20 protein-coding genes and 1 pseudogene are annotated in these 23,593 nt (G+C 42.1%); 6 read left to right on the forward strand and 15 right to left on the reverse strand.

Features of this window, described 5'->3' with window-relative positions; translation table 11 throughout:
* The first annotated feature begins 174 nt into the window (after positions 1–174).
* Positions 175–369: a hypothetical protein gene (locus QZZ43_RS19230; protein WP_291862725.1), complete on the forward strand. Its 195-nt coding sequence runs from the start codon at positions 175–177 to the stop codon at positions 367–369.
* Here QZZ43_RS19230 and QZZ43_RS19235 read toward each other — a convergent pair.
* The 15 genes from QZZ43_RS19235 to QZZ43_RS19305 form a co-directional block, all read right to left on the reverse strand.
* Positions 359–1,417: a VOC family protein gene (locus QZZ43_RS19235; protein ID WP_291862727.1), complete on the reverse strand. Its 1,059-nt coding sequence runs from the start codon at positions 1,415–1,417 to the stop codon at positions 359–361. The two genes, QZZ43_RS19230 and QZZ43_RS19235, sit on opposite strands and share 11 nt — an antisense overlap.
* A 12-nt stretch (positions 1,418–1,429) precedes the next feature.
* Positions 1,430–2,224, reverse strand: coding sequence for an SDR family oxidoreductase (locus QZZ43_RS19240; protein WP_291862729.1), 795 nt, complete (start codon positions 2,222–2,224; stop codon positions 1,430–1,432).
* A gap of 26 nt (positions 2,225–2,250) precedes the next feature.
* Positions 2,251–4,701 carry a DUF5686 and carboxypeptidase-like regulatory domain-containing protein gene (locus tag QZZ43_RS19245; RefSeq protein WP_291862731.1) on the reverse strand — a complete coding sequence of 817 codons (2,451 nt, stop codon included), beginning with the start codon at positions 4,699–4,701 and terminating at the stop codon, positions 2,251–2,253.
* Positions 4,702–4,706: 5 nt separating this feature from the next.
* Positions 4,707–5,303, reverse strand: coding sequence for a CDP-alcohol phosphatidyltransferase family protein (locus tag QZZ43_RS19250; protein ID WP_291862733.1), 597 nt, complete (start codon positions 5,301–5,303; stop codon positions 4,707–4,709).
* Positions 5,304–5,448: 145 nt separating this feature from the next.
* Positions 5,449–6,567, reverse strand: a complete 1,119-nt coding sequence (locus QZZ43_RS19255; protein ID WP_291862735.1) for an SDR family oxidoreductase — start codon at positions 6,565–6,567, stop codon at positions 5,449–5,451.
* 23 nt (positions 6,568–6,590) lie between these two features.
* Positions 6,591–7,265: a diacylglycerol/polyprenol kinase family protein gene (locus tag QZZ43_RS19260; RefSeq protein WP_291862737.1), complete on the reverse strand. Its 675-nt coding sequence runs from the start codon at positions 7,263–7,265 to the stop codon at positions 6,591–6,593.
* A gap of 25 nt (positions 7,266–7,290) precedes the next feature.
* A complete protein-coding gene (locus QZZ43_RS19265; protein WP_291862739.1) occupies positions 7,291–8,019 on the reverse strand; it encodes a phosphatidate cytidylyltransferase in 729 nt (242 codons plus the stop codon).
* Positions 8,016–8,810, reverse strand: coding sequence for a sulfite exporter TauE/SafE family protein (locus QZZ43_RS19270; RefSeq protein ID WP_291862743.1), 795 nt, complete (start codon positions 8,808–8,810; stop codon positions 8,016–8,018). The genes QZZ43_RS19265 and QZZ43_RS19270 overlap by 4 nt, the downstream gene beginning before the upstream one ends.
* Positions 8,807–9,577, reverse strand: coding sequence for an outer membrane lipoprotein-sorting protein (locus tag QZZ43_RS19275; protein ID WP_291862748.1), 771 nt, complete (start codon positions 9,575–9,577; stop codon positions 8,807–8,809). Before QZZ43_RS19275 ends, QZZ43_RS19270 begins: the two co-directional genes overlap by 4 nt.
* Positions 9,578–9,610: 33 nt before the next feature.
* Entirely contained in the window at positions 9,611–11,869 is a 2,259-nt protein-coding gene (locus tag QZZ43_RS19280; protein WP_291862751.1) for an efflux RND transporter permease subunit, read from the reverse strand.
* 147 nt (positions 11,870–12,016) lie between these two features.
* The gene (locus tag QZZ43_RS19285; protein WP_291862754.1) at positions 12,017–12,811 is read right to left on the reverse strand and encodes a LytTR family DNA-binding domain-containing protein; all 795 of its coding nucleotides are present in this window, start codon (positions 12,809–12,811) and stop codon (positions 12,017–12,019) included.
* Complete coding sequence (locus QZZ43_RS19290) at positions 12,801–13,889, reverse strand: sensor histidine kinase (RefSeq protein WP_291862757.1); 1,089 nt, start codon at positions 13,887–13,889, stop codon at positions 12,801–12,803. The genes QZZ43_RS19285 and QZZ43_RS19290 overlap by 11 nt, the downstream gene beginning before the upstream one ends.
* 13 nt (positions 13,890–13,902) lie before the next feature.
* Positions 13,903–15,192, reverse strand: coding sequence for a TolC family protein (locus QZZ43_RS19295; RefSeq protein WP_291862761.1), 1,290 nt, complete (start codon positions 15,190–15,192; stop codon positions 13,903–13,905).
* A 10-nt stretch (positions 15,193–15,202) separates the two neighbouring features.
* Positions 15,203–18,274 carry an efflux RND transporter permease subunit gene (locus QZZ43_RS19300; RefSeq protein WP_291862763.1) on the reverse strand — a complete coding sequence of 1,024 codons (3,072 nt, stop codon included), beginning with the start codon at positions 18,272–18,274 and terminating at the stop codon, positions 15,203–15,205.
* A gap of 11 nt (positions 18,275–18,285) precedes the next feature.
* On the reverse strand, positions 18,286–19,338 hold the full coding sequence (locus QZZ43_RS19305; RefSeq protein ID WP_291862765.1) for an efflux RND transporter periplasmic adaptor subunit: 1,053 nt from the start codon (positions 19,336–19,338) through the stop codon (positions 18,286–18,288).
* Positions 19,339–19,679: 341 nt separating this feature from the next.
* Between QZZ43_RS19305 and QZZ43_RS19310 the strand changes: the two genes are divergently transcribed.
* From QZZ43_RS19310 to QZZ43_RS19330, 5 genes and pseudogenes are all read left to right on the forward strand, one after another.
* Positions 19,680–20,078: a hypothetical protein gene (locus QZZ43_RS19310; RefSeq protein ID WP_291862767.1), complete on the forward strand. Its 399-nt coding sequence runs from the start codon at positions 19,680–19,682 to the stop codon at positions 20,076–20,078.
* Positions 20,079–20,182: 104 nt separating this feature from the next.
* The gene (hemA, locus tag QZZ43_RS19315) at positions 20,183–21,418 is read left to right on the forward strand and encodes a glutamyl-tRNA reductase (protein ID WP_291862769.1); all 1,236 of its coding nucleotides are present in this window, start codon (positions 20,183–20,185) and stop codon (positions 21,416–21,418) included.
* 10 nt (positions 21,419–21,428) lie between these two features.
* Positions 21,429–22,352 carry a hydroxymethylbilane synthase gene (hemC, locus tag QZZ43_RS19320; RefSeq protein ID WP_291862771.1) on the forward strand — a complete coding sequence of 308 codons (924 nt, stop codon included), beginning with the start codon at positions 21,429–21,431 and terminating at the stop codon, positions 22,350–22,352.
* 50 nt (positions 22,353–22,402) lie between these two features.
* The gene (locus QZZ43_RS19325) at positions 22,403–23,122 is read left to right on the forward strand and encodes a uroporphyrinogen-III synthase (protein ID WP_291862773.1); all 720 of its coding nucleotides are present in this window, start codon (positions 22,403–22,405) and stop codon (positions 23,120–23,122) included.
* 243 nt (positions 23,123–23,365) lie between these two features.
* Positions 23,366–23,593 (forward strand): annotated as a pseudogene (locus QZZ43_RS19330) (porphobilinogen synthase); the annotation flags it as partial.

Below are 23,593 nucleotides of genomic sequence, written 5' to 3' on the forward strand. Positions count from 1 at the left end.
GGATCCGTCTAAGAACTTTCAAATTACTCCGAATGTTTTGGAAGTAATTTGAAAGCAACGCTTATTTTTATCGCATCAAGACGGGGTTTACCGAATGCTTACTGTAATTCTTATTTTATGGGCGAAGAGTAATAAAAGTTGGATGAGCGGACAAAAAGAAAGAATGAAACGAGTATGACAAAGATTTTCACAGATAAATATGTATTAGTTGTTGCATGCAAGCGCTATGCGGCCAGTGGATCTGCAAGGTTTTGTACGAATGAAACAATAAAAAATCCGGCAGGAGGTGGAGAGAAAGACATGCTCTACAATGCGTCTGCCGGAAATCTTGCATTACAAATAATCGGTTATGCTGAAATTAATCTTTGACTCTGCTGAATGCCAGTGACCTGACCATCCAGTCGGGCAATGGTTTTTGAGGGGCTCTTTTTTTCAGGTTGATGTAAAGTCCCAGTTTTTCGATGATAGGGAGCTTGTGGGTCTCTACGAATTCGATGGGGGTACCATCGGGATCTGAGATGTATGAAAAATGACCTGCGGCACTTCCCATATCAAAACTGTCGGCACTATTAACGGTGAAAGGAAACCCTCTGGCCTCACATTCCATTTGTAAAGCTTCCATTCCTTTAATATCGATACAGAGGTGAATAAATCCCAGTTCTCCCCAGATGCGGTTTTCGAAAATTTTTCGGGGACTGCGCTTCAGTGACTGCACCAGTTCAATTTGGGTAGGCCCGAGTAATTTGCTGAAAGGACCCGTGCGGCGCTCTTTATGCGCCAGCAGTACTCGTCTGTATTTCTCTTTTCCTCCGGGCAAGGGCTCAAAATCTTTAAAGACTCCTGATTTGTCAGCAATGACTTCATCGTATTGGAGAATTTCGGAATAGACCTCCATGGCCTTATCGATGTCTGATACGCCGATGACCGCGCCTGCAACTCCTCCGGTGAGTGATTTTTGTTTCATGAAGCAGCGGTCGTCTTCCAGCACTTCAAAGATATTGTTGTAGGGGTCTTTGAGGAAATAGTGTAACCGATTTTCCGGGTTGAGAATCGGCTCACTTAGGACTTTTATACCCATTGATTTGTGATTGTCGTAGGCTCTTAGTACGTTACGACTTTTCATTTTGGTGATAAAGATACCTGTGTCTCCCAGTTGAGCATCGAAAACCGGTGGTTTGGGTTCCATTTGGGTATGCTGCCATACTTCAAAGCCACCGCCCCCTTCCATATTCATGGCCAGTGCCGCATAGCGTTCACAATCTTTGTCATTGGTATAGTGGTGCATCAGCCTGGCTGTCGCCGTATCTTCAAAAACTTTGATGTCCATCCCAAATACACGGCGATACCATTTCCAGCCTTCCCGCGCATCTTTTAAGCCTACGCCGATTTGTTGAATTCCAACGATGTTTTTTTTCATATCTGTATATTTTTAATTTTTCACTTTGGTAACTAATCTGTGATACAAAGCCGGCAGCCACCTGCGGATATAAACCATGAGGATTTCCTTGTTTCCAATAAGGACTTCTTTACGTTGTTTTTTTATCGCACTGATGATTTTTTTTGCACATTTTTCCGGGGACATACCTCCGGCCTGACCGGCATCCATTATGTTGTATGGTGAGCCATCTGTTGTAATTGCATTCAGCGAAATATTGGTTTTAATCCGACCGGGGGAAACGATGGTTACCTTGATGTTTTCGTTTTTTAATTCTGCTCTGAGTGACTCGAAAAAACCCTGGACAGCATGCTTGGAAGCGGAATAGGTTGTGCGGAGGGGAAATCCGAATTTGCCGGAAATACTGCTTACAGCAATAATATTTCCCGAGTTCTGCTTAAGCATATAGGGCAGTATGCGTTTGGTGAGACTCACCGTACCAAAGAAATTGACTTCCATAATTCGGCGATCAATTTCTATGGGGGTTTCCATGGCGAGAGCACGCTGACTGACACCGGCATTGTTGATAAGGATATCAATGCTCCCCGTTTGCTTTATTACATTATCAACATGGTCATCAATATTTTCACTTTTAGATAAATCCAGGGGTTCTATGATGCAAAATGAGGTATATCTCCTGCAAGCTTTTTGGATTATTCCTAATTTCGCCTCATTACGGGCCGACAGGATTAGATGTGCCCCTTCATAGGCTAGTGCTATGGCAAGCGCTTGTCCTATGCCTGATGAGGCACCGGTTATCCATATTATTTTGTTTTTCAACTTTTTCATCCGTTCAGTTTTCCGTTAAAAAATGATTAAAAACTCATCTCAGCTCTTATGCGAATTCCATGTTTGTCGGTAAAATCACTATGGAGATAATGGGTTCCAACCAGATGAACATATTCCACCCTCAGAAATTTTAAAATATTGGTGAGTCCGACGCCAATCTCGGCGTATGGAACAGTATCCCCAGTGGAATATTGTGTAGGCAAGTCAAAGACTCCTTTGTAATTATCGGTCAGCGTGCCGTAGTGTCCTTTGAATGAGATTATTTCCCGGAGTTTTAAGTTCCTAATAAGGGGCACCCTGTTCAGCAGTATTCCGCCACCGTTGAAATGAAAATGTGTATTGGTATACAGATTATGAGCAAACGCGGCATGGTGCAACAGGCTAAACTGGTACTTCGCAAACCCCAGGGACATGGATCCTGCAGGTAGGTCGAGCAAATCGTAAGGTGCCTCCCCGGATAACCAGCCTCCGTTAAGCATATATTCCATGAATACCTGTCCCATATTTATTCGCCCCTTGATGGAGCCGTTCAGGTGAGAATACCAGCCCGAATTTTTCATCTTTTGACCGGGCAACAAGGTTTGACCGATGTCCCAGCTAAGATTGATGACTGGAATAGGATCGAGGTAATAAATCCGGTCAAAATAGAATTTGTCGTAGTGTTGTCCCGAAACAATTCTCAGATTCATCAGCAGCCCATAGTTTTCATAAGTATCAAATGTTGCAAAATCGCGTGAAAAGTTGATGTCAGGAGTTTGAGTGCTATGAAGATAATAGGGCGAAAACTCCAACTGATACTGCTCGTTTACATTGTATTCCACCCGCAGCTCCAGGCTTTTTTCTTCTTTAAGATAAGGGTCTTTTTCGGTGGATGTAAACGCTGCAATAAGGTTTCCGTTGCCTTTGGGATTTGGATTGTTTTTTACGAAGCGGTGGAATTTGTCATGTGAGACCAGCGAATAATCGTCGGAATAGTTGAGCCGGAAAATATATTTATCAGACTCCAATGGTTGAACAATGATATTACCGCCATATTTCAATTCCTTGCTTCTTGTTCCCATTCCCAGAAATCCTCCTACCGAAACGTGTTTTGACAACTGTTCGCTGGTTCGCAGAGGAATTGTAAAGCGATGTCCTTCAATGGCGTTGGTGCTGTAAATGGTAAACATGGGACCGATGTCAATTTTCCCGGCGTTGAGGTATCCCGTAAGGGCTAGTCCTCCAAGGGCATCCACTCCCTTTATCAGTTTCTGTTCTTTAAGTTTTTCCACGCGGTAGTAGTCAGCCTTTCTTGTTGAGCTTATTGCAAATTCTGGACTCTCGGACCAGGAGTTGTTCTTCGCGGACTTGAGGTCATCGGTGAGGGCATACTGGGTCAGTTTGTTGACAATCCAGTTGCCGGAGGAAATATCAACCACTGTCTCTGAGCTGTAAAGTGAATCTGTTTCATTATTTATTGCCAGTGACATATTGATACGCACATCTTGTTCACGGTAAAACCACTCACCCTCCGGTGTTTTTTGAAATAAAACGTGACCGCGGAACCCTTTTACAAAATTGAGGTTGGACTCTTTCGGAATATTTACTTCCATGCTTGTGAGGGCAAAACTCTTGTCTTCAATGGTGAAACTTCCGGAAAAGAGCTGATCCAGTCTGTTTTTTGGCGCAAAGGAAAAGTGGAAATATTTATCGTCATTTACTGTTGAGCTGTCATTGAGATAGAGGTTGTATCTTGACAAGGCATTTTCTGCCAGTGGTGAAAGGAAAGACCTGTTGAGGATATTGATGTATTCGTCATAGAAATCCAGGTTCACCACAACGTTGCGAAGGATGTAGGTTTCGATGGCCTGGTTTATTCTGGGAAAAATACCGTCTTTCTTATTATATACGGTTTGCGTGGAGTCACCGCTTACTATTTCCCCATTTTCGGCGAGATATACAGGTGTGAAACGGATATTTTTATCATCGCCGCTGATTGTAAGTTCTTTAAAGTTATCAATAAAACCGGTGATATTTGATGCGGTGTCAACAGCGATATAAACATTGGTGGTGGAGAGTGTTTTGTAGTTATCGGTGTTTTCGATTTGTTGTTGGTTGAATATTTTTTTCTTTTGAAATTGTTTGAATAGAACAACCGCCCGTTCAACTTCCGGTTTTACGGTAACCTCATCAAGGTATTGCATGTTTTGAGTCAGGTAAATTGTCAATCTATTGTCGGGGAATTCCCTGATGATTTTCTGCTCAGGATAATAACCGACCGACGAAAACAACAGGGTGTCCTGCTGAGGAGCAGGCAACGAAAAGGCCCCGTTGATATCGGCGGTGGTTCCCTGCAGCGTTCCTTTCACAGAGATATTTGCAAAAGGTACCGGTTCCCGGCTATCCTTGTCCAATACTACACCAGATAGTTGTTGGGCATTAAGTAATGCCCCAACAATCCAGAGTAGAACAGTAATACAAAATATTTTATTGTTCATTTCGATTATTGACTATTCTGCTCGTTTTTTATTAACCAGTAAAGACCTTTCACGCCAATTTTAATGTCGTCCAGTTTAAAGAGGACGAATATTTTTTCGATGTAAGCAAGGGTTCCCCAGCCAATGGCCAGATAATAAAACCAGGGCCAGAAGCCGAAAACAAACAGGACGAAAAAGAATATTCCCTGAAGATAGCCGGCAGAAACGGCAGAATAGAGGTGAAGCCCCGGAATTTTTCCGAATCGTAAAAAAGAGACGATGTAACTGAGAATAAAGACTCCAAGAAACAGATATAAGATCCAGCCGTGAGGTTCAATCACGTCCCATTTGAATATGAATAATCCTGTGAGGGCCATTGCGTAGGTAACAATATCGGCAAGGTTGTCGAGCGCTGCTCCAAAGTTGGTTTGAAGCTTAAATAAACGGGCAATATTTCCGTCAAGTATGTCGCTTATAAGGCTGATGCAAAGCAGTATGGTAAATATTTCTTCTTTGCCTGTAAGTGCCATATAAAGAATTACCGGAAATACCAGCAATCGGTACAAGCTGAGAAGGTTTGGAATATTCAATACTTTTTCTCCTTTGATGGTTAGTTGTTTCATTGTTTCGTTGTTTTTGTGTTTGTTACCTAACTAATCTTGTAATAAAATTTCGCGTTTTCCCGGGGTTTTTATTATCCCTCATTCGGGGACGTTCTTTATGGAATAAGCAAATACGCATTGTTTGTTTGAAAAAAGACCTTTTGACCTACTGGTTTTCCATGGGTATTTTTTCTCTGGTGCGATTATTCTTAAAGCTGTTTTCGATGAAATAGTCAAGCATCCGGTAAACGGTTGGTTCGTCCATGCAGTCGTCAGCAGGAGTCATTACTTCATCGCGTTGTGAGGTGTCAAACTGAATATCGATGTTGGTGTAGTTGCCGGTAAAGGACATGCCAACAGCCATTAATCTTTCAAGGGAGTTCATTTGTGAGTGTTCGAGTTCCGGAACCGGTACAATATCCAGAGGCATCAGTTTTTTCAGACTATTGATGATGTAGCTGTTTTTGACTGGTTCGTTTGCCACGAAATTCATTATTCGGGGAACACTTTGGTTATTAGTTGTTTGTAGAAGGTAGCCAACAGCTACATTGATGGGGATGAGATTTTGTGTACCAATGGGCGAAATTTTTGCTCTTACCTTGCTCTCTGGGTGTCGACGGGCCAGTTTATAGACTCTTTTTGAAAAATCAAAAATGCCGTAATCTGTTTTTGTAATACCTGTCCGGTTATCTCCTGCTACCTGAGACAAACGGACGACATGTCCATTGAGCCCGTTGTTGTCGATGTGTTGTTTTACTACGTTCTCGGCCATTCTTTTCGACCATTCGTAGTAATTACGAAAGGCAGAAATATCCTGATCGGGGTAGAATTTTTCTTCGAATATCTCTTTGGTTTTTCCGCATGAATAGGCCGTACCCACAAAGAAGAACCGGGAATCAGCCGATGCAAAAGCGGAAAACAGGTTGACCGAGTTCTCTACTCCTCCGACATTGACAGCAAGCAATTCATCTTTCGATTTTTGGTCGTATTTGAGGCTTGCCGCAAAATGAAAATAGTCCACATCAGTACTAAAGATTTCCTGAAGCAGATCACCTGTAAGGCCAAAGTTTTTTTCCAGCAGGGAATAATTCACTATTTCCAGGTTGTCTAGGGACGGATTGTCTCCGTTATTGATGTGGTTTAAAGCCTGTATGACACGATTTTCCGCCGAAGCACTTTCGTTTCCTCTGACAAGCGCAACGATTTCATAATTGTGTTTCAATAATTCGTTTATGAAGTTGGAAGCCACATATCCATTGGCTCCGTTAATAATTATTCTCTTCATGTCCTGTAAGTTTATGTGACCTGTTACAAAAAAGTCGTTAATACAATAATTATTGCCAACGGGATGGACAGGTTGTCTGAACCCCGCCAGCTAATAAGTTCACTCAAAGTGCCGGCAATGGCTACTAAGAATCCCAGCCATAATGTTTTAATGTCAAAAATATCCAGGTGTAGCCAGAGTGCAATCATTGCTATAATTAAGCTTGTAATGAAAAATGCCGTTGTTCCGAGCCAAGTCTTATTGAACTTGCGCTTGCCAAATTTTATTTGTCCGTTGTATTTTTTTATGTTGATACCAAGGATTGCTGCCATGGGGTCGCATATTGCCAGTATCAACATGGGCAGTATGAAAAGAAGTTTGTTTTCAAATAGGCATGAAATCAGAAAGGAGAGGTAAATGGACAAGGGCAAAAGATAACTGCCCATGGACTTCCTTTTGATATCGTGAATTGATTTGAGTTGTTTGCCGTGCTGGGTCACAGCCAGACCAAAGAAGAATAAGGAAGCCAGGACAAGAACATACCAATGCGACGGGAAGATATAAGGAAAGGGAATGGTGGCCAGTGTTGCTGCGAAATGAGCAAATTTGCGAGTTATTTCCCCTTTAATTTTCAGTCGTCGGTAGTTAATTTCATTAAAAGCTAATAAAACAACTATCCCAATTAAATAGACAAATGAAATTACGATAATATTATCCATGTCAACTTCTGTTTGAACTTCCTTATTAAATATTAAATAACCAGGCACAAAGACTTACCCAGGCTCCACCGGCAATGAGACTGTCGAACCTGTCTAATATGCCGCCATGCCCCGGAATAAGGTTGCTGAAATCCTTGGCAAGATATTTTCGTTTGTAGTAGGAGGCGCCCAAATCTCCGGCAAAGGCACTGGGAATAATTCCTGCAACAGTAATCAGTAATTCAAAAAGAGAGCCCGGAAAAAGATTACGAAGAAGAATGGCACTAAGGAGAGCAACTGCTGAGCCCCCTGCAAGGCCTCCCCATGTTTTATTAGGACTGATGTTTGGAAATATTTTTTCACGCCCCCATAGTTGTCCGGTTATCTGGCTGAAGCTGTCGAAAATAGAGAGTGTGAGAAAAGAGAAAAGAATCAGTTCTTTACTTAGTTTGCTGAAAGAAAAGAGACCGTATGACAAGACCATGAAAACCAGTAGTGAGCTGAGAAATACTCCCTTGTTCTTATAGCCTGTTGTTTGATGAAGAAAAAAGAGTTCCAGCATACCACCACCAATGATGATTACAGAGAGGTATTTGAAATAAACGGGGTTGATAACAATGGAGAAAAAAAGGATGTTGATGATGATGAAATAGACCCCGAATTTGGTGTAGCTTTTGCGAGCCACTTGTGGCGCTTTTTGTCTGTTGATGAAATAGAAACCCACTCCCCCTGCCAGAAAATAACTTAAGATGATGATGTATATCAGTTTTATCATTTCACTATCATTAAAATGCCGATGATGACCATAATGGCCGCATAGACATATTTTATTGAACTTTCAGAATTGTCGGTTTTTACTTTGGATAGTATTGTGGGACCCAGCAAAGCTCCCGGTGCCGAACCTGATGTGAGAAGAACTACCAGGGTAAGGTCTATTTGTCCCAGCAAGAGGTGTGCTCCCACACCAAAGGAAGTGTTTGCCAGCAAAACGAATAAGGACGTGCCAATAACCGTTTTAAGCGGAAGGTTACTGGAAAACAAACCCGCCAACACCGGGGCAGTGCCACTGGTCCCGAATGTGCCGGTAATGATACCCGCCAGAAAGCCGAATGCCGGTTTTTTAAAATTGTAAATTGTTCTTTTGTGTTTTTTCTTGAGTGGTGTTGTTTTATGAATTTTGTGTCGCGTTGTGTTCAAAATCATCGTTAAGGCGATGGCAACCGCATAGATGCCAAAAACAGTTTTAAGTAGTTCTGGTGTTAGGACGTTTGCAATGGCCGCTCCTGCAAATGCACCAATGATGCCGGTAAATGCGAATATTGAACCAGTTCGAATGTCCACATTTCCCCTTCTGTAGTGCATTGCTGCTCCCACAGCGCATATTGGCAGGGTTGCCACTAATGATGTAATCACGGCCGTTTGAACTGGTGCACCAATGACCAATGTCAGCAAGGGTAAAAAGAAAAAGCCGCCACCACCCCCCAGGATAGTTCCAAAAAGGCCGACTATTAGTCCTGTGAGTGGCAGGATATAGTATATCGGTTCTATGGATGAGGTGATTATCATTCTTCGGATTTAGATTTTGTTACTAAATCAAAATCGGATTTTTGGATTTGCTTCAAGGTTTTTAAGTCATTGATAGTCAGCACCGAGGCCTTGCCGCTGCTTGGATTGCTCACATTCACCTTGTGGGGAAAAATCAGTTCATTTCCTGTTGAATTAATGTGTCGATAATCTGTGAATTCGGTAATATCGGTGAGTTTGGCCCCGCTGTCGTAGGATTCAATACGGGACAAAAGTTCCCTGGAGACATCTACATAAGCAATCAGATATTCAGATTTATCAGGTAAGTGAAGTTTAATTTTTTTGTAATCGACTCCATTTATGGTTACCTGTTTTGATTCTAAAAGCTGGTAATTTGCAAAAGCAGAGGAACTGAAATGATTCATTGGAATTTCACTGTCAACCATTTTCAATCTGCGATTGTTGGCCCTGAACTTTCTGATTTTCCCCGTAGCGGGCAGAAATACTTCAATGATACCCTCTTTGTCGGAGTAGTCAGTCATTAAAATTCTGGTTCCAAGAAGGTCTTCAGGCGCAGTAATTTCTATCATTACCTTTTTTGTCTCGTCGAACTTGGCAAATGAGACGTTAAGTGTTCGTGATTTGTCGTTGCCGTTTCCGTCAAATGTTTCTAGTGTTATGGTCGCACGAACATCTTTTAAAACTAGTTTCTTTACTGCGATTTCGAAGGTCTCTTTAGCATTTTTCTGTTCCTTGTCCCCGGTATTGAACATCCCCAGCAGACAAAAAAGGAGTATGGTAATTTGCATAGTATATTTGTTTTATGTAAAATGCTGGTCCTGTTACATTTTGCTAATTCCAGGTTCCAGGAATTTAGGTTTTGTTAAGGTTACGATAGCAGGAACAAGCAATAGTGCACTCATCAGGCATGAAAAAATGGAGACGACCACCAAAAGTCCAAAAAATCTGAGAGGGGCAAAGCCTGAAAGAATCAGAACGGCAAAACCGATGATGACCGATAATGCGTTGAATATAATGCCCCTTCCGGTTGTAGTTAGTGTTGCCGAAACAGCGGATTTTGGATTATGGAGAATAGCGTATTCCGCTTTATACCTCCACAAAAAATGGATGGTGTAATCGATTCCCACTCCAATCATAATGGAAGAGAGAAGCGCTGTGACGATGTCCAGCGGAATCCCCGTGAAGCCCATCAGTCCGAAAAGAAACAGGGTGGCCACAAGTAGGGGGATACTCCCTTTTATTCCGGCAGCTATTGATTTGAAAATAAAAGATAAAAGGATGATGATGATAAAAAATGCCAGCACCAAAGAAGTTATTTGACCTTTAATGACCATGTCTGCAATTTGGATTTTTGATAATCCCGGCCCTGCAATTCCATTTAGCAGCGGGTCATCACCGGTAATATTTTTGAGCTCATGTAACAGCTCCTTTCCGGTTTGGTTGCTGCCATCCGTAAGACTTACCAGTATCCTGGCATTCTCATGATTAAAATCTATCAATTGGGATATCTGTTCATCAAATTCGGCCAATGAGGCGATTTCCAGATACTGTGCAGCTTCAGCCTGATTGCGTGGTAGTGAGCCATATCCTGCTTCGCCGGCTGAATAATAGCCTTTGCTCAGTTCTTTAAAAAGTGTGACGGGAGAAATGATGTTTCCTGCCTGAGGTAATTGTTCTATTTGTTCGGTATAGTGTTCCATTCGGCGAAGTACATCGGGTGCAAGAATGTTTCCGGAAAAAAGAATGGAAACATATTGGGAACCCCCAAATTTTTCATTGGTCAGGTCAATGCTTGTACGAACCTGCGAATCTTTGGCAAAATAGCCTTCGACATTGGTGTCCACTTTCAATAGAAAAATTCCTCCGATGCTGATAAGAGAAATCAGAAGGAAGGTAACGACTATAGTTTTTGGATAATGGTTGACCCACTTGGCGAAGAGTTCAAGGGTTTTGTTTAAAAACCCTTTGTTATCAGGGACGGTTAAATGATTCTTTTTTGGTTTCTTGTAAAATGCAAGAAGAGTCGGTATGAGAAAAAGACTTAAAATCAATGCGATACCAATGCCTGCCGAAGCCAGTACACCCAACTGAGCCGCAGGTGCCATTTGGTGTGATAACAGTCCCAGCATCCCGCCAATAGTAGTCAGGCCGGTAATGGTTATCGGTTGTTTGAGTTCCCGGTAGATGCTTTGGGAAATATGTTTATTGTTCTCATGTTTGTTTTCGCGGCATTTTTCCTGGTATAAGTTGATGAGATGGATGCCATAATCGTTGGCAATGGCAATGAGCATGATGGGCAAAAGCACTGAGACCAGGGAGATTTCCCAATCGAAGAGCGCCATGAGTCCGAATGAAAACACAATGGAGAGAATAACTACCAAAAAGGGCAAAAGCACGCCTTTCCACTCCCTGAAAAACAGAAAGAGCATCACTATCATAACCAGCAGTGCTGCCGGAAGCAATGTTACGAGGTCTCTTTTGATGTAAGATTTGACGGAAGTTCTGATGAAAGCCAAACCTCCAATATGGATTTCATCTTTGCCGGGAGTTTCTTTGATGACTTGTTTTATCTCCGATATAATAGTTTGGTCATCAATGTTATTCGACTTTGTAAGAACAATAGCTGATGCTGTAAAATCCCTACTCACAAGACGACTGGCCATGAGGTTGCCGGTAATCTTTTGTTTCAGGGAATCCAGAGCCGCCGGCTCATCGGGAATGTGAGGGATTAGTGGGACTATATCCGTGAAACCGTCCTCTTCCTGAAATTCAATTACATTGTGCAATGAAAAGGTGTGTTCTATTCCATTAATTTGTTGCAGCTTTCCAGCAAGAACGCCCGTTCTTTCATAGCTGTTGCGGTTAAGAATCCCATTTTTATTTTTTTGAATCAACAGGAGTTTCTCATTACTTCCGAAGATGCTGTCAAGTCTATTTAGAACGGTTTTGTTGCCGACATTTTCAGGGATGTAGATGTCAAATGAGGGGTTGATGCTTAGACGGGGGATTAGGAGAAGTGACAGGATTGTTAATATCCCTATCCCTGCAACTAAAAATATACGGTATATTGAATTTTGCATCCTCACAGTGTTCCTTTATCTGATTTTCGGGAAACAGAGTGCAAAGATAGAGGGCTGCAAAGAATTCAGGGGGATAAAGAGAATGAACCAGCAAAAAGAGAAATTAAAACTTCATTTTTGAAGGTTCATTCTTATGAGGTATAAGAATTATTGGTCTAACCAGCTTTTGACAAGAGATGCTTTTTCACGGCTTACGACTATACGTGTTGATGTTTCTAAACCTGAAATTAGCTTAACGATTAATTTGTTGTTGAAATAGTTTTCCAGCCTGTCGATGGCATTAATGTTAAGAATAAACTGCCTGTTAATGCGCATAAAATCATCCGGTTTCAACTCTTCTTCCAGCTCCGATAGGGTCCAGTCGATGATGTGTTCCCGATGTTCGAAGGTTACTGCCAGTGTCAGTTTTTCATCCACCATAAAAAAAGCTATCTCCTCCACAGGGATTTGTTTATAGGAATCGGCTTTGGCTATAAGGAATCGTTTTCTGAATTTGTTTTGTTGCCTGGTGACCTCCTCTGCCAACTGTGAATAATTAATATTGAAGGAAGATGATTTTATTTGTTTGTCGACAACTTTCTTAACTTTCTCCAACTTGGCAAAAACTTTCTTCAGGTCATTGGTTTTGATGGGTTTCAAAAGGTATGCAACACTGTTGATGTCGAAAGCCTCAATGGCATATTCATCGTAAGCAGTGGTAAAAACAATGGCTTTGTTGGAGACATCGGCCTGGTCGAAAATTGAAAAACAGATACCATCGGCCAGCTGGATATCCATGAAGATGAGTGCCGGTTCGGGATTGTTTTCAAGCCACTTAACCGTGTCGGCAACCGTTCTTAATTCGTCATCAATAATTAAGTTAGGTTGCAGGTTCTCTATTTGCTTCCTTAAAGCCGCGGATAACAGTGGCTCATCCTCAATAATTAGTACTTTATAGTTCATATTTGCTGCTTTTTTCAATTAATGGAATAGAAACCGTAAAAGTTTCCTCCGTATTTACGATATCAATTCCTTCTTTTATTCTCAGATACTTGTATCTTTTTTTTAGGTTTGAAAGCCCTGTGTTGGTTGAATAAGTAGAAGTTTTTGGCTGAAAATTATTAGACACGACCAAACGATTATTTTGGGTAAAGATATTCAGTGTCAATGGTTGGGCCTTAGTGGCCAGATTGTGTTTTATGGCATTTTCCACGAGGTATTGTAAACTTAGAGGAGGAAGGAGCTTATTCTTCTGGCTTTCATGAATTTCAATGTGATATATAAATCCGTCGACCAAGCGTTCTTTATGGAGGGTAATATATGCATTGATGAACTCTAGTTCGTCAATTAGAGGTGATAACCGCGTTTTGGAGTTTTTTAGAACATAGCGATAAACATCCGTGAAGTTTTCGATAAATTTAAGTGCTTTCTCCTGGTTGTCGGGGATGATGGCCATTAAGGTGCTTAGGTTGTTAAAAAGGAAATGGGGATTGAGTTGATCCTGAAGTGCATGGTAATCTAACCTGAGTTTCTCCTGGCGTAACTTTTCATTTTCCAGAATGAAATATTTTAGAGAATTATGGTAGTTACTGGCCACAAGTGCTGACACATAAATGCCGACAAACAAAACCAGAATTGTTATCCCAAGGGCAAAAGAATCCGGGTCTTTAAGATTCTCGTCCGGAATGAAAAAAGGCCGGAAAAATTTTGCGATAATCCCTGTTATCACCAGCCAAAAAGGAGCAAAGAGAAGGAGTGAGGCAACTCTTTTGGTAAGGGCCTCGTGCCAGGGGTATCTTTTTCCCACAAGGGAGTCGAAAACGAAAATCCCTTCACTAAGAAAAACAAATACGATAACAGCAAAAAAAACTCCTTTGATTTCTAAAGTGTTGATGGACGCATCTTTAATAACTAATGTAATTGTAAAGATGTATAGCAGAGATGTGATAATCTCTGCTATAATGCGTTTTAGGAGCCTGGTTTTAGGAGGTAATTGTATGTTGTTGGACCAGTGTTGATGTATAGGTTTAAATTTCCTCATAATCCTCCTGAGCTTATAGGCTGGTATTAAGTTGTCCGATAGTTTTGAGCCATGTTGTTTTTAGAATCTCATAGTCTGAGCGGGCTTTTACCAGGGATGCTTCAGTTCGCTGATAAGCTACCCGGGCATTTAGCAGGTCGGTAATAGTGTTCAATCCGGCATTGTAACTGATTTCCACCTCGGACAAGGTCTCTGAAGCTTCTTCCAGAGATTTATTAGCCAAACGAATTTTTTTCCGTCCCTCCTCCAGTTTAAGTTTGGCCTGACTTATTTCCAGACTGATTAATTCCCGGGTGTTTTCCAAGTCTAATATAGCCATTTGTTCATTTATTTCAGCTTGTTGCATTTTATGTTTTTTCTCACGCCAGTGAAAAATCGGAACCGATAGTTGGGCTGCTGCATTTATATTCCAGGATCCGGGTGCGATGTCGGGGGCTTCCAGGTAACCGTAACTCACTTGTGCGCCCAATTGCGGAAGATAGTCAGCTCTGGTTACTTTTTTCTCAAGATTCTTTATTTGTGCCTGATTTTCCAGAATATTTATTTCCGGCCGACTATCTACCCCACCAGATGTTTCGCTGGCATCAGGTGAAATTTTGCTTTCCTGGTTTGTATCAGGATTAGTGGTGGCTAACAACTCTTCATTAACAGGTCGTCCAATGATATGTGCCAGATTCATTTGCAATAAGCGAACCGCATTATTGACCTCGAGAGCGGTCATTTCTGCTTCATTCTTCCGAACGGTAACTTTCAGAAGCTCACTTTTTGGAGCGATTCCCAGGTCATAAGTGGCCTGAAGCTGTTCCTCAAGGGAGTCGAGTGCTTCAGTAAATCGCTTTACAACCTTCTGTTGTTCCTGCATAGCAAAAAGGTGCCAGTAAGCTTCATCTGTTTCCAGGATAATGTCCGCTTGTTGTTTCTCCCTGGCCTTTTCTGCCATTTGCACTCCTTTACTGGCCATTTTATTGGCCAACCGGATTTTTCCTCCTGCATAAATTGGCTGTTGAGCTGATATTTGCGCCTGATATAGTTGAAGGTTATCTTTCTCTATACCAAATTGTCTCAATTCCTCCAGGTCGGGAATGAAAATTGCATTGGCACTCCCATCAATGGCCGGGAGATAAGCTGTGGTTGCTTCTTTTTTTGCCGCCTCTGCTTTCTGAACCTGCAATAGTGAGGTTTGAACCTTTTTATTGTTGGAGAGCGCCTCTTCCCGGCACTCCTGCAGAGTGACAGGAGTTTGAGAGATAGCGGCAACCGGTAACAGGAAAATCAGAGCGATATATATTGTTTTTTTCAGCATCGTTTTAGTTTTATGGTAAATCATCGTGATGAGTAATGGCCCGGGTGTCCACCTTGTAAAAGACTGCGTACAGTACAGGCACAATAACCAGCGTTATGACGGTTCCAAAGAGCAGTCCGAACATGATTGATACAGCCATTCCCTGGAACATTTCATCGAATAAAAGAGGGAACATTCCCAGAATGGTGGTAAGGGAAGCCATCGTGACAGGGCGCACTCTCGATACGGTGGCTCCGAGGATGGCCTCCAGTTTTTCTTTACCACTATTGATGTCAATATTTATCTGGTCAAGTAGCACCACGGTGTTTTTAATCATCATTCCTATTAGTCCTAATCCACCAATGATGGCTACAAAACCAAAATTAAGCCTGGTAATGAGAAAACCGGCAATAATACCGATAAAGGCCAGCGGTACGATAAGGAATATAAGTGTGGGCTGCCTGAAATTGTTGAACAGGGCAATTGTGATAAGTACCATCAGCAAAAGTGCAAGCGGCAGGTTTTCCATTAGTGCCTGATTGGCTGTATTGCTATCCTTTAGCTCTCCATGCCATTCAAGCGTGTAACCTTCGGGTAGTTCCAGTGCTTCAATTTCAGGCCTGATTTTTTCCATTACCTCGGGGGTAGTTATGCCTCTCACCGGGTCGCATTGAGCTTTGATAGACCTGATTCCGTCATATCTGCTTATCAGGTAGTTTTGGCCATTCAGACTCATTGAATCTGTAATTTGGGCCAGAGGAACGCTACTTTCTGAATAGTTGCCCCATACGGGAACCGACCCTATATTTGCAGGATTATCTGCAAGAGAAGGCTCCAGCTTTAGCAACATGGGAAGTTGTGTGTTTTCTTCATAATATGCCCCAACCGTTATTCCTTCTGACGCAATAGCCAGAGCTGAGGCCATTGAGTTTCTTGTAATATTCAGCGGTCTGGCTTTTTCGGGGGCATAAACCGGAACCAGATTTTTAACTTTGTTGCCCCAGTTATCATTTACGAAAACCGCAGTGGGTTCATTGTTCATTATTTTCTTGGCTCTTTCTGCAAAATCCCGCAGAATTTCAGCGTCGGGACCTGAAAACATGGCCTGAATCTTATAGTCCCCTCCAATAGCCGAATACTGCCGGCAACGGATGGTTGAATTGGGGAATCTTTTTGAGAATTCTACTTCTATCCGGGGCATGATGGTCATTGCTTCCTCGAAAGTATTAGTTTCGACTATCAATTCACCATAGCCTGGATTATAGCTGTTCATGGGGCGTGCCAGGGTGTAACGTACAGGTGAACTACCCAACGCTGTGGTAACTTTTGTTACTTCTTCCCACAGAAGTAGATTTTCCTGGATGGATTCAAGGTCTTTTTCTACCTGGTAGATATCACTGCCGTCGGGTAAACTGAATTCAACCATAAACTGATTGTAGTTGGATACCGGGAAAAAATCCTTGTTGATAAAGCGAAATGCCCAAAAGGAGGTGACCAGGATTAATATTGTGGCGATGGATACCAGTGATTTGTGCCAAAGGGCAAAGCTGATGATTTTTTTGAAGTATCGGTAAAATCCACCAGAGTAAATTTCTTCTGTATCTTGTCCTTTCTTCTTCTTCTTCCTTTTTCCTTTTCTGTAAAACAAAGAAGCCATAAAAGGGGCCTGGATCATGGCTAGTATCCAACTCATAATAAGAGAAATTGTCAAAACAAAGAAGAGCGGTTTCATAAACTCTCCTGCCGCTGTTGTATTAAATGCCATTGGCATGAATGCCAGAATTGTAATGATGGTAGCACCCAGCAGAGGAAAGGCATTTTGTTTAGCGGCCATTACAAAAGCTTTGTGGCGCTTAACTCCTTTTTGCATATCAGCAAGTATCCCATCTACCACCACAATTGCATTATCGACCAGCATTCCCATGGCAATAATAATGGCAGCCAATGATACTTTATCAAGGGTCATATCCAGGAAATTCATGATGATAAAAGTGCTTAGGATGGTAAAAATCAAGCTGCTGGCGATGAGTAGCCCAGCCCGAAATCCCATTGCAATTAGTAGCACTATAATGACAATGACCACCGATTCAATCAAATTGATAGTGAAATCGCCTATAGAAGCTTGAACTTTGGATGGTTGGTCATAAATTTTATGGACTTCAATTCCGACCGGGATTTCTGGTTTTAGCTCCGCCAGACGTGAATCCACGCGTTCTCCAAGCTTGATAATATTGTCACCCGGTTCCATGGAGATAGCTAATCCCAGAGCAGACCTTGTATTATATGTTAATCCGCTTTGTTTTGGTCGGTAGAAACCTTTTGAAATATCAGCAACATCTCCAAGGCGGAAGCTTCTGCCATCAATTGTATAGATATTCAGGTTTTTAACTTCAGATAAAGAACGTAGTTTTGTACCAACATTAATACGCAACCGTTCGGTTCCCGATACAACGCTTCCGGCATCAACGACTTCGGCCTCGTCGTTGAGGGTTTGGGCGATTGACATAGGATTAATGCCGAGATGGGCAAATTCCTCCGCTGAGAATGATATGTTTATCACTTCATTTTGTTGCCCGATGACTTCAATTCGCTTAACCCCTTTTACTTGTAATAATTCCTGTCTTAGAAAATCTGTATAATCATCTAACTCCTCATAAGTATATCCGTCGCTGCTGACGGCCATGAAAATACCATATACATCGCCGAAATCGTCATTCACAATGGGCTTGCCGGCCCCTGCAGGCAATCCGGGACTTGCATCGTTTACTTTTCTTCTCAGGTGGTCCCATATCTGGGGGAGTTCCCCCGTGGTAACCTTTCCTTCCAGGTTGACCGTAATTTGTGACATCCCGGGGATGGAACGGGATTCTATGTAGTCAATATTTTCGAGTTTCTGGATGGCTTCTTCCATTAGCTTGGTGACCTCCAGATCCACTTCTTCGGCAGATGCCCCCGGATAAGGAGTAATGACCACTGCCGCTTTTACAGGTATCTCCGGGTCTTCGAGTTTGCTGAGGCTGGAGAAGGAGCCAATACCTCCAATTACCAGAACTGTGAAAAAGGTAATGAGCAGTGATTTTTTTTGTAATATTTTCTCTAACATCAGTAACTGAATTAAAGTGAAGAATTTTGAGAAAGTAGTTTCACTTGTTGTCCTTCCATAAGTGAGTGAACTCCCGCGACAACGATCATTTCGTTTTCATGTATCCCCTGGAGGATTTGAACCCAACCATTTTCAATAATTTCTCCTGTGCCAACGGCTCGTTTAGACACTTTACTGTCCTGTTGATTGTAAACCCACACATTTGCCTGGTCCCCACTATAAAACAATGCTTCGGCGGGGACAGAAATGCTTGTCGCCTGTTCGGGATTGGCATTGCTAATAATGGCCTTTGCAGTCATTCCGGGTTTGATGGTTCGGGGGTCGGGATTTTGCATTTTTAATCGCACGTTAAACAAGCGGTCGTCTCCTGCTTTATGAGCCACTGATTTTATGGTTGCAGGATAACGTTTGTTGATTTGTTGATTGATGGAAACTTTTGCCTCCTGACCTTCGCTTAGTTGATTGACAATTGTTTCGGGAACCGAAAAATTCACCTCCAGCGTGTTGGTGTCAATGATGATTAAAGCGGGTTCTCCCGGTGCCACGGGCTCGTGGTTTTCAATGAGTTTTTGGTATATGTAACCTGAGAAGGGTGCTTTCAGTTCCGTGTCAACGAGTCCATTATTGGCACTTTCCCAGTTGCTTTTGGCGGCAAGGTAGCCGGCTTCCAGTTTGTCGAGGGAGTTCCTGGGGAATTTTCCCTGTTCGAAGAGTTGAGAATACCTTTCAAACTCACTTTTTGCCTGCTTATACTGAGCATCTGCGGCAAGTAGGCTGGTTTTAAAGTCACGTTGGTCTAACCTTGCCAAAACTTGACCCTCCTTTACATAATCACCCTCCGAATAAAATATTTTCTCAACCTGACCTCCTACTCTGAAAGCAACGGAGGACTGGTGATTTTCTTCAATAGTGGCATTAAAAGACTTTTCACCAAGGGAGGACGGGTTCGTAACTTTGGCCACTTTTACATATCTCAATTCCTTTTTGTGTTCCTGAGGATTTCCGGAACATCCGGCAATCAGGAGGATAAGACCGATTAAGGTCACAGGTAATAATGTTTTCATTTTTGGTATAATTTCTACGTTGTCGTTTTCTTGTTTTCGGCAAAAATAAAAACTAAAAAAGGAGAAGTGGTTTTTAATATGTGGAAAGGGAAAATATGGGGAGTGAAGGTGTAGTATGAGTAGTTAAATTGTAAACTTACATCTGCCAATGTGGAAAATAAAAATGGTCCGCTGGAGTACCTACCCCTCGGATAATAGATATCTTTTATTTCATCAGCAGAGAGGTTGGTTGTGAAGTTTTCGTATCCGACAAAATGATTTCGGCCATTATGTTACATTCCTTTCTTTTTTGTCCCAATCATTATTGCTACTTTTGAGAGGCAGAAACAAAAAAATCACCCATGTTTATTATAGGCATTTCAGGCACATTCATTCCATACCTTTTATTTGTGGGATTTTTGGTGGTATTTTCCATTCGAATTTCTGCTTTTCCTTCCGAGGGAGTGGGTGATGTTGATGGAATCGCCTCCAGGGAGATTTCTTCTGTTGAGTTTACCTCATCGCCAACTCCGGCATCCACCTTTTATTTTTGTGAGAATTGTTTTCAGGAAGAACCGCAAACAATCTCAGGGATAAACAAGCAATCAGGACTTTGGGAAGAGATGCAGGTTCCTTTTGATTTTGTTGATGCCCGGCGTCGATTATCCGGAGTTTCTTTTCTGTTTTCTTCCGTTGAGATGCTTTGTTTTAGCGGACTCTCCCCGCCAGATTTGACGAGGTTAGAAAACTACTGCCTGTAGCCTGATTTATTCAAAAATTTATCTATTACGATTACCAATGAATATTTCAGGATAGACACTTTTTCATTTCAGGACTATTCAATTTCATTTCACCGATCGTCATTATGATTGGATTAATCGGTTTAAGCCATAAAACAGCGCCGCTCCCAATAAGAGAGGATTTTGCTTTTGACAGTAATAAGATCAACATCATATCACAGAGCATCATGCAATCGAGTGAGGTTGATGGAGTAATTATTGTTGCCACATGCAATCGCACAGAAATTTATTTTACCACTCCATCGGGTTGCATTAAGGGCGCAGTCAGACATATAAAAACCTGTCTCAACGGTTTTGTAAAAGCAGATATTACCGGTAAAGAACATTTTTATCATTTTTTTGATAAAGAGGCTGTACATCATCTTTTTCGTTTGATTTCGGGTTTAGAATCAATGGTATTTGGTGAGTATCAAATAGTTTCGCAAATAAAAAATGCACTGAGCACAGCCCGGGCCAATCAATCCTGCGGCACTATACTTTCAAGGCTTTTTACCAAGGCATTGGAAGTAAGTAAACAGGTTCGAACCAAAACCGGAATCAATCAGGGTGCTTTTTCTGTAAGCTATGCAGCTGTCGAAAAGTGCAGGGAACATTTTTCCGATCTTTCCGATCGCAGGATATTGTTGCTGGGTGCGGGAGAAACCGGAGAACTGGTCGTTAAGAATCTGTATAAAAGAGGAAGTCGAAATATTACTATTGTCAATCGGACTTTTTCAAAAGCCGAAGAACTGGCCCTACGGTATAACGGCCAACCTTTGCCTATAGAAGAACTCTTTACTGCCCTGAAAAACTGTGAGATATTAATTGCTTCCACCAGTATGGAGCATATAATTAAGGCATCAATGGCTGAATCGTTCTCCCCGGGACATAAAATTATGATGATAGATTTGGGCGTTCCGAGGAATATTGAACCCTCGCTGGGAGAACTGCCAAATGTAAAGTTGTTTAATATAGACGACCTGCAAAAGGTGGTTCTTCATAACGAAGAGAAAAAGAAGAGTTTTTTTGAAACAGCCAATAAAATTATATTAATTAAAGTTGGGGAGTTTGATGAGTGGCTGGGAAGCCGCAAATTATCCCCGGCTATTCAAAACATGATTTCTTCGGTTCAGGAAGTTAATATGGCGGCGGTTGAAACGTATGGAACTTCACTTTCGGTTGAGGAAAAGGACTTATTGAGGTCATACAGTCGGCATCTATCAGATAAAATGATAAACCGACTGGTGAAAAATCTTAAGATTACCACCGGGAATGGCCGCAAGGATGAAATAATTAAAGCGATTCATCAACTCTTTGAATAATGGTTCGGGTATGCGTAAACATGTTGTAAATATAGGAACCAGAAGCAGTCGGTTGGCTTTGTGGCAGGCCAGGGAAGTACAATTTGCGCTGGAGCGAAATTATCCCGGTTTAAAAGTTAACATTGTTACCCGTCAGACATTAGGTGATAAAGTGTTGGACAAGGCTTTGTCCAGGATAGGAGATAAGGGTCTTTTTACTAAGGAAATAGAAGCTGGTCTTGAAGACGGGAGCCTGGATGTGGCAGTTCACAGCCTGAAGGATTTGCCCACAACTTTACCCAAGGGATTGATATTGGGGGGCGTGTTGCCCAGGGGAGAAGTAAGGGATGTATTTATTTCGAGAGACGGTCGGAAACTGAATGAGTTTGTACAAAACGACCGGATAGGTACTTCCAGCCTTCGACGTCAGGCCCAGATTTTGCATTTCAACCCGGAACTGAATATTGTTGATATCAGGGGGAATGTGGAATCCCGTCTCCGAAAAATGGAAGAAGGACACTGTGAAGGTGTGGTACTTGCGGGAGCGGGCGTTCTTCGACTGGGGTTAGAAGACCGGATTACAGAATATCTGAGTCCGGAGATTATGCTTCCGGCGGTTAGCCAGGGAGCCGTTGCAATGCAAATTCGGGATCAGGATTCAGAAATGTCAGAATTGATACAATCTGTTACTGATCCAATGGATATGCAGGCTGTCAGTGTCGAACGAATGTTTCTGAAAACTGTTGAAGGCGGATGTCAGGTACCCGTAGCCTGCTACACAGAGAGGAGCATAGATGAATTTAAAATTACAGGCCTGATTGCTTCCGTGGATGGTCGGATATTGCTGCGAAGGAGTGCTTCCTGCGAGCCAGCGATGGCCATTAAAGAAGCGGAAGATTTGGCCGGGACCCTGCTTGAGATGGGGGGACGTGATATTCTGAAAGCCATCCGGTAATTAGAAAAACAGCCTGTCGGGAATGTTTTTTATTAAAACAATGCATTGGAATGATAAAGCCGAGGGTAATAACCACCTGGCCGGAGCAAACCTCCGGTGTTTTCACTTCTTTACTGAGAAGTAAAGGTGTTGAGGTGCGCTCTATGCCTTTGACCGATATTGTAGAAAGCCCCTATGTGTTTGAACAACCCATAGAAAAATATGATTGGATTGTATTTACCAGCAAAAACGGAGTGAAGTACTTTTGGCAGAATCAGACCAAACATAAGCGAAATAAAATTGCTGTGATAGGGGCCGGAACCGCCAGTGCATTTGAGGGATTGCCTTTTAAGCCTGATTTTGCAGGCAGCGGGCAATCCGGACAACAATTTGCTAATGAACTGAAAGCAGTTCTCAAACCAGGTCAAAACCTTTTGCTTGTCCTGGGAAACAGAGCTCCGGGAGTATTAGAGGATGCTTTTAAAGAAGATTTTTTTGTTGAAAGAATTAATGTTTACGCAACTGTAAAGATTCCCGAGGTTGACCGGGAGGTTCTGACTTTGGTGGAAGAAAATGCTTATGATGTCATTGTGGTCAGCAGTCCTTCGGCAGTTCAGCATTTATCGGAACTGACGGAAAAACGACAACCTACCGATATAAGGATGGTGAGCATAGGGCAGACTACAACAGGAGCAGCCCTTGAATCAGGGTTTTCGCCCCTGGCAACCGCCGACCCACCCGGTTATGATAATCTTGCGAGGTGCGTACTTCAGCAACTTGGAATAATATAGAATAGTTGTTCCGGGATATTGTTTTGTTTTAAAGTCTGTAGGGGAGGTTGTTATATCCCCGGGTGGTTTTCTTACAGACACTAATTATTCATCAGTCTGAAAAAAAAACGGCCGCATTGATGAGTTGATTCAAAATAATTAAAAATCAGAAAATTGTGGCTGTTGGTTTTTGTCACCATTTATTGCCAGCAGTTTGCAAAAGTTTAACGGAGTATTGTAATCAGTAAAAAATAAAAATTAATTATGAGTTTTCCAGTTACCCGCCTCAGGCGATTAAGAAAATCCGCGGCCATTCGGTCAATGGTTCGGGAAACCGAGGTTACTGCCGATGATTTAATAATGCCATATTTTGTTTGCCCCGGAGAAGGGGTGCGCAACCCGATTCGCTCCATGCCGGGGAATTTTCAGCTATCCGTGGATCAGTTGGTTCAGGAGGTGAAAGAATTATACCAAACAGGCATTGAAAAGATT

Source organism: Marinilabilia sp. (genome assembly GCF_016278715.1).
In the GTDB taxonomy this organism is placed as follows: Bacteria; Bacteroidota; Bacteroidia; order Bacteroidales; family Marinilabiliaceae; genus Marinilabilia.

Bases quoted from the DNA above. Each gene is read 5' to 3' on its own strand.
- QZZ43_RS19250 (WP_291862733.1), bottom strand. From the start codon at position 5,303: ATGAAACAACTAACCATCAAAGGAGAAAAAGTATTGAATATTCCAAAC.
- hemC (WP_291862771.1), top strand. From the start codon at position 21,429: ATGCGTAAACATGTTGTAAATATAGGAACCAGAAGCAGTCGGTTGGCT.
- QZZ43_RS19310 (WP_291862767.1), top strand. From the start codon at position 19,680: ATGTTTATTATAGGCATTTCAGGCACATTCATTCCATACCTTTTATTT.
- QZZ43_RS19230 (WP_291862725.1), top strand. From the start codon at position 175: ATGACAAAGATTTTCACAGATAAATATGTATTAGTTGTTGCATGCAAG.
- QZZ43_RS19285 (WP_291862754.1), bottom strand. From the start codon at position 12,811: ATGAACTATAAAGTACTAATTATTGAGGATGAGCCACTGTTATCCGCG.
- QZZ43_RS19290 (WP_291862757.1), bottom strand. From the start codon at position 13,889: ATGAGGAAATTTAAACCTATACATCAACACTGGTCCAACAACATACAA.
- QZZ43_RS19300 (WP_291862763.1), bottom strand. From the start codon at position 18,274: ATGTTAGAGAAAATATTACAAAAAAAATCACTGCTCATTACCTTTTTC.
- QZZ43_RS19240 (WP_291862729.1), bottom strand. From the start codon at position 2,224: ATGAAAAAGTTGAAAAACAAAATAATATGGATAACCGGTGCCTCATCA.
- QZZ43_RS19280 (WP_291862751.1), bottom strand. From the start codon at position 11,869: ATGCAAAATTCAATATACCGTATATTTTTAGTTGCAGGGATAGGGATA.
- QZZ43_RS19260 (WP_291862737.1), bottom strand. From the start codon at position 7,265: ATGGATAATATTATCGTAATTTCATTTGTCTATTTAATTGGGATAGTT.
- QZZ43_RS19265 (WP_291862739.1), bottom strand. From the start codon at position 8,019: ATGATAAAACTGATATACATCATCATCTTAAGTTATTTTCTGGCAGGG.
- QZZ43_RS19255 (WP_291862735.1), bottom strand. From the start codon at position 6,567: ATGAAGAGAATAATTATTAACGGAGCCAATGGATATGTGGCTTCCAAC.
- QZZ43_RS19270 (WP_291862743.1), bottom strand. From the start codon at position 8,810: ATGATAATCACCTCATCCATAGAACCGATATACTATATCCTGCCACTC.
- QZZ43_RS19305 (WP_291862765.1), bottom strand. From the start codon at position 19,338: ATGAAAACATTATTACCTGTGACCTTAATCGGTCTTATCCTCCTGATT.
- QZZ43_RS19295 (WP_291862761.1), bottom strand. From the start codon at position 15,192: ATGCTGAAAAAAACAATATATATCGCTCTGATTTTCCTGTTACCGGTT.
- QZZ43_RS19275 (WP_291862748.1), bottom strand. From the start codon at position 9,577: ATGCAAATTACCATACTCCTTTTTTGTCTGCTGGGGATGTTCAATACC.
- QZZ43_RS19245 (WP_291862731.1), bottom strand. From the start codon at position 4,701: ATGAACAATAAAATATTTTGTATTACTGTTCTACTCTGGATTGTTGGG.
- hemA (WP_291862769.1), top strand. From the start codon at position 20,183: ATGATTGGATTAATCGGTTTAAGCCATAAAACAGCGCCGCTCCCAATA.
- QZZ43_RS19325 (WP_291862773.1), top strand. From the start codon at position 22,403: ATGATAAAGCCGAGGGTAATAACCACCTGGCCGGAGCAAACCTCCGGT.
- QZZ43_RS19235 (WP_291862727.1), bottom strand. From the start codon at position 1,417: ATGAAAAAAAACATCGTTGGAATTCAACAAATCGGCGTAGGCTTAAAA.